Source organism: Acinetobacter sp. AB03 (assembly GCF_058107045.1).
The window spans coordinates 1,840,482-1,853,962 of record NZ_JBUEBA010000002.1 but is presented as its reverse complement, the minus strand read 5'-3'; the positions used below and the strand labels follow the sequence as shown (position 1 = coordinate 1,853,962).

Sequence of the window (13,481 nt, the reverse complement as noted above, 5' to 3'; positions counted from 1 at the left end):
GAGCCTTTTAAGCCTTTTCTTTTAATAATGGGATTAAACCTTCCTTTTATCGAGTTGATTTGCCAGATTGTCTCCAATCGCTTGCACACACATCACCAAAATTACGAGCACGACAGTCACGGCCAACATGATCTGCATATCAAAACGTTGATAACCATAGCGATAGGCAATATCGCCTAAACCACCTGCACCAATTGCACCTGCAATGGCAGAGGAGTTAATCATGGTCACAATGGTCACGGTAAAACCCGCGACAATTCCTGGTAGAGCTTCAGGTAACAACACATGCCAAATGATTTGAGTACGGTTACAGCCGATGGCTTGCGCAGCCTCAATCAACCCTTGATCCACTTCGCGTAAACTGACTTCTGCAATTCGTGCAAAAAAGGGTGTTGCTGCTAAGGTTAAAGGGACAACTGCTGCCCAAACACCATAACTGGTGCCTACAATCCAACGTGTGAGTGGAATCAGGGCCACCATCAAAATCAGGAAGGGAACGGAACGAGTGATATTTACCAACCAGCCTAAGCTATGGTTAATACTTTTGGAAGGATAAATGCCATGCTCAGAGGTGCTGACTAGAACTACTGCCATTGGCAGACCAATGAGTAAGGCAAAAAATGCGGATGCACCGACCATGATTAAGGTGTCGATGGTGCCTGTCAGTAATAAATCAATGAGTTGGTCGTGCATAGCCCAGTACCTCTACATGTGTCACATGTGCTTTTAGTTTTTGTAGTAGCGATTGAATTTCTAAGTCCTGTGTGGGAACAGCAATAACCAATGTTCCTATTAAATGGTTCTGGATGGTGTCGACCTGACTTTGATATAAATGCACAGTTTGTGGAAAGTGCTCCAAAATCTGTTTTAAGTCAGGTGGATGATGCGCATCTGAAGTCGAGCGAATTTTGAAAATGGCATGTGTATCGAGCTGCGTAGGTTCAGCATTTAAGCGAAAAGGCAAATCGAGTTGTTCTAGATTCAGTAGTTCTTGGGTAATGCCTTGTTGGGGTTGAGAAAACACCGACCAAACTTCGCCTGATTCCACAATTTCACCAGCATCGATGACCACGACCTGATCGCAGATTTCCCGAATCACTTGCATTTCATGGATAATCAATACAATGGTGATACCCAGCTTTTGATTAATCTCTTTGAGTAGGGACAGCACTACAGAGGTGCTTTCTGGATCAAGTGCAGATGTCGCTTCATCACAGAGTAAAATTTCAGGATGGTGGACCAATGCACGGGCAATGCCCACGCGTTGCTTTTGACCGCCAGACAGTTGTGATGGGTAATGCTGAGTCTTATCGCTTAGCCCGACCAATTGGAGAACTTCGTTGACACGTTGTTCGATGTCTTGTCTGGGATAATTGGCCACTTTGAGGGGAAGTGCGACATTTTCATAGACTATTTTGGCAGACATTAGATTAAAATGCTGGAAAATCATGCCAATGCGTTGTCGGAGCTGAATCAGCTCAGCGTGGTTCAATGCGGCCAAGTCTTGCTGATGAATATGGATATGGCCTTCACTGATACTTTCTAAACCATTTAAGGTGCGGATCAGGGAGGATTTACCTGCACCACTTTTGCCAATAATGCCAAACACTTTACCTGTCGGGATGTCGAGGTCAATATTTTTGAGTGCATGCACACTATGCCCTTGTACTGCATAGTGTTTATTTAAGTTACGAATTTTGATATGTGGAATTGAAAAATCCACATGAGAACCAAAGCTGACCATTCTTTTTCTCCTTATTTCCAGCCTTCAAACCACAGACCTTGGCCAAAATCACGGTCTAAAATTTCTTGAACGTGTTTTGAGCTTTGGAATGCTTGCACAAAAGTCGCAAGTTTTTGGTTTTGATCTGGATAGTCTTTACGTGTCACAAATAAAATGGCGTATTTCTTGTCTATCGGATCAAGAAAAAGGACATGATGCGGATCTGTGACCTTGGCCATTTTTAAATAATGCGGGAAGCCAAAAATTAAATCGGCATCATTAAACGCATGGGCAGTTTGTGGGCCTTCTACTTCAATAAACTGAAGCTGTTTAGGATTGCTCACAATATCTTTTACAGTAGACAGTTCATTGTTAATGTCTTTGAGCTGAATCAATCCCGCACGATGCAGTAAAATCAGTGCACGTGCCGAATTCACTGGATCATTGGGGATGACCACACGTGCTTGAGCTGGTAGTGCATCTAAGGACTTATATTTTTTTGAATACAGTCCGACATGACTTCCTGTTCCTGTGGCGAATGCATGCAGATCATAATTTGTTTCGCGTATTGCATTGCGTAGAAAGACACTTTGCTGAAAAAAGTTGGCATCAATGTCACCATTTTGCACAGCAACATTCGGTGCATGCCAGTCAGAGAATTCAACCAGTTTGATTTGAATGCCTTGCTTTTTTACATCGTCTGCCACGCTTTGCAGCAGTTCGGCATAAGGTGGGCTAATACCAATCGTTAAGACATCATCTTGCGCATGGCTTTTGCTATAGCGGTAACCCGCTAGAGCAAAAATTGTCACGATGATGCTTAAGCCAATCAGCCATTTTTTTCGATTTTGAGTGAAAGATTGTGTCATGGCTTATACTCACTTCCAACCCGGGAACCAAAGTTTTTCACCAATTTCACTATTCAAAGTCTGTTTAACTTTGTCAGACGTTTGATAAATCTTGATGAATTTTTCAAGTTGCGCGGCTTTCTCTGGATGTTGCAGTTGGTAGTCGTCACGCACCACAAATAAAATCGAATACAGGGTATTGGTGTTGTCATCTAAGATCAGCGCATCATTTGGGTCGATGGTTTTTGCAAGACGTAAATAATGTGGATAGCTAAAGACCAAGTCAGCATCATCAACGGCACGCGCAGTTTGGGGACCTTCAACTTCAATAAACTGGAGCTTTTTAGGATTGCTGACAATATCTTGCAGGTTAGATAGATGATTGTTTGGGTCTTTTAAGCTAATCAATTTAGCCTGTTGTAACAGTAAAAGTGCACGACCTTGATTCACTGGATCATTTGGAATAACTGTACGTGCATTTTCAGGAATTGCATCAATCGAGTCATATTTTTTTGAATATAAACCGACGTGTGTGGTGATGCCTTTATCCAGTGCTTTGAGTTTAAATTGAGTTTCTTTGATGGCGTTATCTAAGAAGGGCTGATGCTGAAAATAGTTGGCATCAATATCACCATGGTTGAGCGTGATATTGGGGGTATTCCAATCGGAGAACTCGACCAGTTTGACGTTGATGCCTTGCTGTTTCGCTTCTTCCACAGCCACCTTTAATGGATTGGCAAAGGGTGGGCTGATCCCAATCACCAGTTCAGTGCTGCTCGATTTTTTATGATAAGACCACGCCACCAGCGCAATGACGATGGCAGCGACAATTACCCCAATAATGGTAAATTTTTTTTTTGCTGTTTGAGCCATGATATTTCTCGTATTTTAAAATTTATGCGGTTTGTTTTGCTGTGTTTTAGGATGAGAGCTCGAGCTTTGACATCGATACTGCTGTACAGGGTGGTCTGCGGCCAGTCGGTCACCTTGAGCGAATAATTTGTGGCGTAAACTACCTGTTTCATAGGCGGTTTTATAACGGCCACGCTGTTGTAATTCTGGGATGACCCAACGAATAAAGTCTTGATGTGACTCTGGGGCAACGGTTCGTGTGAGATTAAAGCCATCTACGCCAGTTTCATCTAAGAGCTGAATGAGTTTTTCTGCTACAGTTTTTCCACTCCCGACAATCAGTGGATAGCGTCCACCGAGTACATGTTGGGCTTTTAAATCAGCTCGCGTAACTTTTTGCTCTTTAAATTTGTTATTGACCGAGGCAATGCTATTGGTTTGTTTATAAGGAATCGCTTCATCATCTGCAAACTGTGCTAAATCAATTCCGACTGAACTGGAAAAATGTGCCAAACCTGCTTCTGGACTGGCATAGCGAATATATTCGGCGAGTTTTTCTTGTGCGAGTTCATCCGTTTCTGCCGTCACTACACTAATGCCAACAAAGAGTTTAATGGCTTGTTCATCACGTCCATGTCTTAATGCAAGCACACGAATCTTATCGACTTGCTGTTTGAGTTTTTCAGGCGTGTCAGCACCAATAAACATGGCTTCAGCATGTTGAGTTGCAAAAGCTAAGCCTTTAATTGAAGCGCCCGCTTGATAAAGTACAGGTGTCCGCTGTATAGATGGGGAAACCTGAAAAACGCCCTGACTTTGGAAGAATTTGCCTTGATGCTGGATGGCATGAACTTTTGAAGGATCGGTAAAGACACGGTTTAACTTATCTTTTTGTACGGCATCGTCTTCCCAAGAACCTTCCCAAAATTTATAGCAAAGTTCGAGAAACTCTTCAGCTTGTTCATAACGCAAGTCGTGATCTTTTAAACCTTTTTGACCAATTAACCGTTCTGCGCTGTCTAAGTAACCCGTGACAATATTCCAACCAATACGACCGTGGGTTAAATGGTCAAGGCTCGCAAAGCGCCGTGCAAACTGATAAGGCGACTCATAGCTCAAATTTACAGTGACACCAAAACCTAAGTGCTGTGTAACGGCAGCCATAGCAGAAACGAGGGTACTTGGGTCGTGGCTTGGAAGTTGAATTGACTCTTTGAGGGTTAAATCCAGACCATTTTGATAAACATCATAGACACCTGTAATGTCGGCGATAAACAAACCATCAAATAAACCTTGCTCTAAAGTTTGCGCCAAATCGGTCCAATAGCTGAGCTCATTAAAACGATGTGACTCATCACGTGGGTGTGTCCACAAACCGTGATTGATATGACCTACGCTATTCATATCAAAAGCATTCAGGATGATTTGCTTCGACTTTCTATTTTGAGATGATAGTGTCATTACAATGCCCCTCTGCGTGGCGGGAGTACACCATTAAGAAGATAATTGGCAATGAAGTAATATTTCCAACGTGACGCATCATGTAGCGTGTGAACACGAGCATTACGCCAAAAACGGTCTAGGCCATCTTCACGCTGACTACCACGACTGCCTGCCAGTTCAATCAATTTCGAAGCGGCTTTTAATGCGGTTTCTGTGCTATGTGCACGCACTTTCGCTACATCCAGTGATGCTTTCGCAATGTTCTCTATGGTTGGATTGGGACGTGCTTCATCGATTGAGCGGGCTGCTTGTTTGAGTAGGACTTCACTGGCACGCACATCGGCAACTACTCGTCCCAGTTCAAACTGTGTTAGAGGATCATCGGTTGCCTGTTCAACAGCAGAGTCAATCCACGGACGAGCCTGACGCACACGAACCAGTGTTTCCTCAAAAGCAGCACGCGCGATGCCTGTTTCAATTGCAGCATGCATAATTTGAGCAAAAGGCCCAACCAGAGTCGGTCTAGAAAAAGCGGTATCGAAAGGAACAATATCTTCGGCATCTACAGCGACATGATTGAATTTGACTGTACCGCTGCCTGTGGTTCGTTGACCAAAACCCGACCAATCATCAATCAGTTCTAGTCCTTGGCTACTCCGTGGGATAAAGACCAGAAACTCTTTCTCATCGGCATCTTTGACTAAGGTGGGGATACGGTCTGCAAACAGACTGCCCGTGCAATAAAACTTTTCACCATTGACCTCATAACCTTGTTCAGTTTGGCTGAGAGCAGTTTGTTTTTGTGTTGCATTTTTAGTTTTAAACTCAGCCAAGGCATTACCAAAGCGTGCCCCTTTGAGCACTTCTGCATAGAGTTTACGCTTTTGTTGTTCAGTACCGTTGTTACGTAAAACCTCTAAGGCATAGAAATGGTTCTGGGGAATTTGTCCAATCGAACCATCCACACCACTCATTAATGCGATAATTTGCGCGACGGTATAGCTTGAAACATCTGCCCCTCCGAATTCCTTCGGTACAGTAATAGCCCAGAGCCCAGATTGGCTGTAGGCTTCGATTTCCGCAAAAGGCAAAATTCGTTCAGCATCGCGTTGGATAGCCTGTTGTTTAAATTGCTCCGCCAAATTTTTGGCAATCTCTAAAGCTTCAGCATCACTTTGAATAATATGTGCATACGCCGTGTCTTGGGATTGAAGTGGAAGAATAGGTTGAAATGAAGTCATGACGTTCTCCTTAAATCCAAGCGTGGCGAGCAGGGAAAGTGTTGTTCAAATAATAGTTACCCAGTGCATGCAGCTTCCAGCGGATCGGGTCGTGTAAGGTATGCACACGTGCATTGCGCCAATGTTGATCTAAATTATGTTGGCTTAGGCTCGAACGACTGCCGCCAAGCTCTAGGAGTTTTTCAGAAATTTGTAGTGCAGCATCGTTAGCATAGACCTTCGCTTCGGCGACTAAAATAGAGGCTTTAGCTGCTTGTTTGGTACTGACAACGCTCAGTTGGTCGAGCTCATCTAAATATTCAGCAGCTTCATCGAGCAGTAGGATAGCGGCATCTAACAGGACAGCGGATTTGCCGACTTCTTGTAAGATGTAATGTTCAAAACTGGCTTTCTCAACTTGCGCATCGACAATTGGTCGGGCTTTTTTAACTGCTGACAAAGTGTCTTCAAATGCGGCTTCTGCAATACCGATATCAATTGCAACTTGCATTAACTGCGAGAAAGCACCGCGATAATTGACATCTTCAGCCAGTTTCCGCTCATCAAAAATAAGTAGTGGATCGATTTCAACCCGCTGTAATTTTACTGTGCCGCTTGAAGTTGTACGCTGACCAAAACCATTCCAGTTATCGATAACTTCCACACCTTGTGCTGTGGCATCAACAAGAGTCAGTACCACATACCCTTCAGGGTGAATGGCTTTAATGGCTAGCCAATGGGCAAAGCTACTGCCTGTAGAGTAGAACTTTTCACCATCGACATAGTAATGACCATTTTCAATACTTAATGTCGTACTCAGAGTTTTAGTATCTTTGGTATTTCGTTCGGGGCCGCCATTGGCAAGGCGTTTGCCGTTTAATATTTCATTAAAAATAAACTGTTTTTGTTGTTCGCTGCCCAAGATATCAATCATGTTGAGCAGCGCAATTTGGTTTTGTGGAATTTGGCCAACACTTGAGTCGGCTTTATTAATAATGCGAAAAACCTGAGCTAAGGTTTTGTTGGAAACAAATGCGCCTCCAAAAGCTTGAGGAATACGAATACCGCCTAATCCTTTTTGGCTAAATAACTCGACTTCAGCAAAAGGAAGCTGACGGTTCTGATCACGTTGATCCCGACCTTCTAAGGCAAAGTCAGCGACATGATAGGCTGCATTAATCGCATCTTGATCATTTTGTATCACGTGAATATTTTTAGAGAGTGTATGAGACATAAAAGCACCTTTACTTAATGCCTATACGCTACTTGGGATTGCTTGAATGATTAAATACTTATCAAGATTTGAGATATTGTAGAGAAAAAAACGTATAAATTTGATAAAGGCTGTTGAACATTTTCTAGGCAATTTGAGTAAAAAGTACATTGTAAATCCTAAATACAGTGACTAAAGTATCCAACTGAAATAGATGGCTTTTCTGAAAAGCCAAAATAGAAAAATAAATGTGGAGCATTTATGAGAACTTTATACCAGTTTCCTTTATCTCATTTTTGTGAGAAAGCTCGCTGGTTGCTCGATCATAAAGAGCTAGATTATGTCGCACAAAATGTGGTGCCTGGGGTTCACCGGGCTTTTGCACAGTTAAAGACCGGTCAAAATAAACTACCTATTTTGCGTGATCAGGACAAATGGGTCGCTGATACCACCGAGATTGCGTTATATCTTGATGAGCGTTATCCAGAACATCGACTGTTACGTAATGAAGCACAGCTTCGTAAAGAGGCTTTAGATGTTAATGCGTTAGCTAATGATTTGGGATTGCATGTCCGTCGTTGGGGGTTGGCCCATGCATTGTCCGATAACGATCAATCATTACAGATTATGTTGGGCGAAAAGGGGTATTTACGTAAATTTGAAAAATACACCAAACCTTTAATGAAAACGTTGATGTCGAAAGGCTATGAGTTGAATGCAGAGAAAATAGAGCATTCCAAAGCTGAAATGCAGCGTTTAATTGAAGTATTGAATGAGAAGTTAATTGCTAATCATGGACGTTACTTTGTCGGGGATCGTTTAGGTTTGGCGGATATTGCTGTATGTTCGATGTTAGCGCCTGTACTGGAGATTAAAGGGACACCTTGGGAAAAAGACCATGAGGAAAGTCTATCTGAAGAATTTAGTGCTTATAAAACCTATTTAACCAATTTACCCTTGGGGCAGTATGTTTTAAGAGTCTATCAAACCGAGCGCAATGCTCGAGTCGACTGGCGCGGCGTTTAAAATAAGCTCAAGCCAAACAAGGCAAAGGTGATGTGTGATACAGACAGCCTTTGCCTTTCTTGTATTTTCAATATCATGATTTATAGAAGCTGAATAGAAAGTTTCTCAGTCTATTTATAACTTTGTAAAAGATCATGGCACTCTTTGTTTGAAAAAGCTGATATCTTTTTATCAATCTGAAAATATATGAAAAAAAACTGCAAATAAGCTTTATCTTTCACTTGAAATGCTTAATATGAAATAAACACCTATAAACATAAGTTGTTATGAGAGTTAAATAATGGAATTAGATCGTTTTGATAAGCAAATTTTAGAAATTTTAAGTAATGAAGATATCAATCTAAACGAATTATCAGAGCGTATTAATCTATCGGTCAGTTCAGTACATCGTCGTATTAAGCACCTCATTGATAACGATATTATGACCAAAGTTAAGCGTGATATTAACTATCAAAAGCTCGGTTTTAGTCTACATGTTTTGCTACAAGTATCTTTGAGCAAGCACGATACCGATACTTTTTCCAAGTTTTTAGAAGAGCTAGAAAATATTCCTGAAGTGACCAATGCCTTTTTAGTGACAGGGCAGTCGGCAGACTTTATTGTTGAAGTTGTGGCAAGAGATATGGAAAACTATAGTGATATTTTACTCAAACGCATTGGTAAAATCGAACATGTGGTGGCACTGCACTCAAGCTTTGTGATTAAAGAGTATAACGTTTTTAACTGTAGTGGTTTGTTGAGCAAAGTCTAAGTCACGCTGAACTTGTATGAGTCTAATGAGTATTAGGCTTCCTACTTTCAAAAGTTTGCATAATATCAGCGACAATAAGAGCACATGAGCTGTGTATGTTAGAGGTGCTACAGCAGGATGATGTTACTATTCAATTGGTCGTGAAAAACGCTCGGTGGTAAAGTTTTCTGATCTTTCGTGATCGCTTGTTGAAAAATCAGAATTTAGTTATGGCTTAAAATCAATTAAAACACGACAGCCAGCATTTAAGCATGGATAAATATCATTGTAAAAAAGCAAAATTTATTGAAAGGGTATTCAATCAGACATAAAAAATGCGCTCCCAAAACTATATTCGAGAACGCATTTTTTAAAGCAGTAGACTAGGCGTCTAATTCTGCCAATACCGCGTCAGAGAATTCAACATTGGTATATACGTTTTGTACATCATCTAAATCTTCAAGCATATCAATCATTTTCATAATCTTTTTGGCTTGATCGATATCAGTGATTTCGGCTTTAGTTGAAGGGCTCATGACCACTTCAGCATTATCCGATTTTAAACCTGCAGCAGTCAAAGCATCTTGTACATCACCAAAAGATTCAGGTGTAGTAATGACTAAGATTTCATCTTCATCGACTTCGATATCTTCAGCACCTGCTTCAAGTGCCACGTCCATGATTTGATCTTCTAAAGACACATCTTCAAAAGTGATCTCACCACGTTTTGTGAACAAGAAAGCAACTGAACCGTTTGTGCCTAAGTTACCATCTGTTTTTGAGAAACAGTGACGGACATCTGGTACAGTACGGTTTAAGTTGTCAGTCATGGTTTCTACAATAACTGCAACTCCACCAACACCATAACCTTCGTAGGTAATTTCTTTTAAGTCATCGTTATCTTCACCACCGGCACCACGTTGGATTGCACGGTTGATGACGTCACGTGTCATATTTACGGAAAGTGCTTTTTCTACAACTGCACGAAGACGTGGGTTGCTTGCAGCATCACCACCGCCAAGCTTTGCAGCAGTTGTTAATTCACGAATAAATTTGGTAAAAAGTTTACCACGGCTAGCATCTTGTTTTGCTTTACGATGCTTAATATTGGCCCACTTGGAATGACCCGCCATGCGAAATATGCTCCTTGTAGATTGGCTTTGTGCCTATCAAATTGTGCAAATTCTACCATAAGCACTTTTTTATGCGAAAGTAGGTGTTTTTCTGAAAATCGCCTGAACAAACAAAAAAAGAAGTAAAATTGTTTGAAATAAAACCAGTTATTTAAAATTTACCTTGTAAAGGAAGTTCACTTTAAAAATTAACTGTTGGGAAACACCCACAGAGACCTAAAAGAATAGCGTCTTCACATTCTTTTAGGTTAATTAAATGACCTTATTGTGCAGCAGTTTTAGGTTCTAGAATCTCAATATCTAAACCAACATGCTCTTTATAAAGTGCTTTAATAAGCGCTAAGTCATGATCTAGATCTGTTGGGTAGATTTTTCCAAAAATACCGCCTTGCTTAGTTTTTGAGTTCGCGTACATGAGTACAATAGGGACATTGGCTGCTTTAGCAATATGCCAAAACCCAGTACGAATAGGTTTACGTACTTCACCTGTTTTGGCACGTGTTGCTTCAGGCGCAATCACTAAATTGAATTTTTTATTTTGGGTAAAGTGTTCAACCATTTGAGACACAATGTCTTTATTTGACTTGCGATCAACTGCAATACCGCCAAGGGCTTCGAGCACTGGCTTCATTGGCCCTTTGAATAATTCTTTTTTAATCAGGGTATGAATTTTCATATCATAGATCTGAAAAATTGCCAGTGACAAGACAGCATCCATCATAGAAGTATGTTCAAATCCAATAATGACTTGCTTGTCTTCCAAAACATTTGGTTCTACATGATATTTCCAGCCTGCGAGTTTAAAAGCAGACTCACCAATGAATTTTTTTAACATGACCATAAAAATACAAGTGTTTTTTAAAGAGGCTAATGTCTGCTTGTTTGCGGTTTGAGTCAAGTCCTACTTGATTGCACTTACCACTTTTATGAATCGGCTTGAATCCTAAGTAGTTGAACAAGGTGAGGGTAGAAATGGAGCATTAAGATGTTTTAAATCTAATCCAATAGAAAATAAATATGGTGAAAATGAAAATACTACTATTCATAAGCTAAATGACAGATTAGACTTTGGTCTAAGACTAAAGTGTGCACTTTCACACTTTAACTTTGGTTTAACAAAGTTCAGGATTGTTAGAATGGCTTATCTTTCGACTTTTTTATGTGCAATAATTCTCTTTTCTTTGATTGTTTTATGGTCAATTGTTGAGTTTTTCATTGAGTCGCGAAAAAAAGAAGAAGCCAGTATTTAGTTTTTATCCAATTTTAATTAAATTTTATTATTCTAGTATTTATAAGTGCTTTTGAGTCTTATTATGTAACTCAAAGATCGTGAAAGACCTGATATGTCAGTTTGATGATGTAAATTTCCCTGATTGTTTGGATAGTGTACAACCATGTATGAAAAAGCTTGTCTTTTGAAAAAATCTTCGCTAGTATTCATTTCGCCTGAACTTGTTGATATATAACAAATTCAGCATATTAGGGCCTATAGCTCAGTTGGTTAGAGCAGCGGACTCATAATCCGTTGGTCGACAGTTCAAGTCTGTCTGGGCCCACCATATAAAACAACCACTTACGTGTACTAATCGTAAGTGGTTTTTTTGTTTTTAGATTCTGGTAAGCAAATGGTAAGCAGCTTAAATCAACATTATTCTTAATTGGTTTTGTTGGATAAAGACTTTAAAGATAGAATTTCCTATAGTTACTCAAATTCAAGTGACGACTTGGGTATGGGGCGATCTAATTCTGGCATGGCTTAATCATAATTTAAGTCAATACTTTGAGATATGAAGTATATGATCGAATTTTAGATCAGTTTATTACAAGTTTCGTAAGCGTGGGCTGAACCCCACACCTATTTTTTAATTTTGGTCGGGTTGCCACCGGTGTGGCAGTAATTCTTCTATTTAGGTCACTTTATGTGTCGGTAACATAGGCATACAGATCCAAGCCATTCAGCTTTGCTGACTGGATTTAAGTCTTGATATTCGCCGCTCGTTGACCACTGCGCAGCGAGCCAACAAACAGCCAGTTCTTACTTCCCAAGGCCTAAGGGCGCATTTGGTTGTCGGGTAGTCAGACGCAGTTGCCTACGTCAACCCCCTAAGAACCGTGCATGCGAGTTTCCCAGCACACGGCTCAAGCCTCTTCTAAGGCGCCATTCGGCACCCGGTTATACCTCGTTGACATTGGCAAACTGAACACTCCTCGGACAATACAGATAGATGGTAAATCTCAAGATGAGCGACCGCATCCATCCTACCATGACTTAGCTTCACAATATGACGGCTGTGCCATGGTGTATCTTTGGTGACTGGTTTAAGACAGGCGCAGCAGGGATGACTTTGTTTTAGCCACACTCTATACAGCTTGGCTCGCCACTTTGGGGATCTGGTGATAGAATTTACCAAGGCAGTAAATGGGTTTTTTACACGGTAAAAATTGGCTGGCAGTGCCGCATTAAGAAATACATTTAAGAGAGCAATGTTGAATTAGCCGGGACAATTTCAGCTGGGATCTCACCTGCTTCAGGTGACGATGTTCAAGGTATTATTGCCAATACAGCATTTGGTGCAGGGGCAGGCAGCATGAGCACATGGAAAAAGGTTTACAAACGATAAAAGGGCAGGCTGCCATACCTGGGTGTTAATTGTGGGTGTCCGCTTTAGTTGGAATACAATATGATGTGGGAAGGAAAAAATTTATTAAGGTTAAGGGTGATTAGATCATTTGGATCAGTAGCAATTTTCGCATGCAATATTAAAGAATCAGAATTGGAAATGTAAATTTCTTTATTTTTAAATTTTTCTGATATAACAGATTTTTTGAACAACTCATATTCGGATACATATGAGTTCATTCGAATATCACTGATCCAATTTTTAGCTCTTAGCAGGCGCCAATTTATATTTGTGACGTCAGCTATAGTCAGGCCTCGATAAGATATTTTTCTAATTTTATCGAAAATTATGTCGAATAAAAATATGTGAGATCTATGCAAATAGCTAATATTTAATAAGAGAGTTTCTAAGTTTTTTTCAAGAGCTATAGCACAATAGTTACATAATTCATAGTTATTAATAATTAATCCCCATTGATATAGAAGATATATAGAATAGATAGCATCAAGATTTTCAAAAGAAATAATTTTTTCAAGTGTTGGATAACATATGGGTTGTGGACAACCTAATCCATCGGATATTACATAGCTGCGAATATCTGAAGATAAGTTATGCATGTCATTTATAATTTTATTTGATGTAAATTTTGTGTTTTCAATATCCCAAATAGGG

Annotated in this window: 12 protein-coding genes, 1 tRNA gene and 1 pseudogene; 3 read left to right on the top strand and 11 right to left on the bottom strand. The window is 40.3% G+C overall.

The window, feature by feature from the left end:
* Positions 1-33: 33 nt before the first annotated feature.
* Genes ACY3FQ_RS09475 through ACY3FQ_RS09445 form a run of 7 tightly spaced genes read right to left on the bottom strand, consistent with a single transcriptional unit; the run spans position 34 to position 7,320 of the window.
* Positions 34-693: a methionine ABC transporter permease gene (locus tag ACY3FQ_RS09475; RefSeq protein ID WP_348960487.1), complete on the bottom strand. Its 660-nt coding sequence runs from the start codon at positions 691-693 to the stop codon at positions 34-36.
* Positions 674-1,744, bottom strand: coding sequence for a methionine ABC transporter ATP-binding protein (locus ACY3FQ_RS09470; protein ID WP_489773951.1), 1,071 nt, complete (start codon positions 1,742-1,744; stop codon positions 674-676). Before ACY3FQ_RS09470 ends, ACY3FQ_RS09475 begins: the two co-directional genes overlap by 20 nt.
* 11 nt (positions 1,745-1,755) lie before the next feature.
* Complete coding sequence (locus ACY3FQ_RS09465) at positions 1,756-2,592, bottom strand: MetQ/NlpA family ABC transporter substrate-binding protein (RefSeq protein WP_489773949.1); 837 nt, start codon at positions 2,590-2,592, stop codon at positions 1,756-1,758.
* A 9-nt stretch (positions 2,593-2,601) separates the two neighbouring features.
* Entirely contained in the window at positions 2,602-3,444 is an 843-nt protein-coding gene (locus ACY3FQ_RS09460; RefSeq protein WP_489773948.1) for a MetQ/NlpA family ABC transporter substrate-binding protein, read from the bottom strand.
* A gap of 15 nt (positions 3,445-3,459) precedes the next feature.
* A complete protein-coding gene (locus ACY3FQ_RS09455; protein WP_489773947.1) occupies positions 3,460-4,884 on the bottom strand; it encodes an LLM class flavin-dependent oxidoreductase in 1,425 nt (474 codons plus the stop codon).
* Positions 4,884-6,107, bottom strand: coding sequence for an SfnB family sulfur acquisition oxidoreductase (locus ACY3FQ_RS09450; protein ID WP_489773945.1), 1,224 nt, complete (start codon positions 6,105-6,107; stop codon positions 4,884-4,886). Before ACY3FQ_RS09450 ends, ACY3FQ_RS09455 begins: the two co-directional genes overlap by 1 nt.
* Before the next feature lie 10 nt (positions 6,108-6,117).
* The gene (locus tag ACY3FQ_RS09445; RefSeq protein ID WP_489773944.1) at positions 6,118-7,320 is read right to left on the bottom strand and encodes an SfnB family sulfur acquisition oxidoreductase; all 1,203 of its coding nucleotides are present in this window, start codon (positions 7,318-7,320) and stop codon (positions 6,118-6,120) included.
* Between the two features lie 240 nt (positions 7,321-7,560).
* Between ACY3FQ_RS09445 and ACY3FQ_RS09440 the strand changes: the two genes are divergently transcribed.
* Both ACY3FQ_RS09440 and ACY3FQ_RS09435 read left to right on the top strand, forming a co-directional pair.
* Positions 7,561-8,325 (top strand): glutathione S-transferase family protein, encoded by a 765-nt coding sequence (locus ACY3FQ_RS09440; RefSeq protein WP_336957370.1) that lies wholly within the window; start codon positions 7,561-7,563, stop codon positions 8,323-8,325.
* A gap of 280 nt (positions 8,326-8,605) precedes the next feature.
* Positions 8,606-9,076 carry an Lrp/AsnC family transcriptional regulator gene (locus ACY3FQ_RS09435; RefSeq protein WP_004693423.1) on the top strand — a complete coding sequence of 157 codons (471 nt, stop codon included), beginning with the start codon at positions 8,606-8,608 and terminating at the stop codon, positions 9,074-9,076.
* Between the two features lie 362 nt (positions 9,077-9,438).
* On the opposite strand, the gene ACY3FQ_RS09430 is transcribed toward ACY3FQ_RS09435, so the two are convergent.
* Entirely contained in the window at positions 9,439-10,188 is a 750-nt protein-coding gene (locus ACY3FQ_RS09430) for a YebC/PmpR family DNA-binding transcriptional regulator (RefSeq protein ID WP_004693421.1), read from the bottom strand.
* A gap of 262 nt (positions 10,189-10,450) precedes the next feature.
* Positions 10,451-11,023: a 1-acyl-sn-glycerol-3-phosphate acyltransferase gene (locus ACY3FQ_RS09425; RefSeq protein ID WP_489774416.1), complete on the bottom strand. Its 573-nt coding sequence runs from the start codon at positions 11,021-11,023 to the stop codon at positions 10,451-10,453.
* A gap of 647 nt (positions 11,024-11,670) precedes the next feature.
* Here ACY3FQ_RS09425 and ACY3FQ_RS09420 point away from each other — a divergent pair.
* A tRNA-Ile gene (locus ACY3FQ_RS09420) sits at positions 11,671-11,747 on the top strand.
* 348 nt (positions 11,748-12,095) lie between these two features.
* Here ACY3FQ_RS09420 and ACY3FQ_RS09415 read toward each other — a convergent pair.
* Together ACY3FQ_RS09415 and ACY3FQ_RS09410 are read right to left on the bottom strand one after the other, a co-directional pair.
* Positions 12,096-12,258: pseudogene (locus ACY3FQ_RS09415) on the bottom strand (IS66 family transposase); the annotation flags it as partial.
* A 595-nt stretch (positions 12,259-12,853) separates the two neighbouring features.
* Positions 12,854-13,481: hypothetical protein (locus ACY3FQ_RS09410; RefSeq protein WP_489773942.1), on the bottom strand; the 628-nt coding region annotated here is incomplete at its 5' end.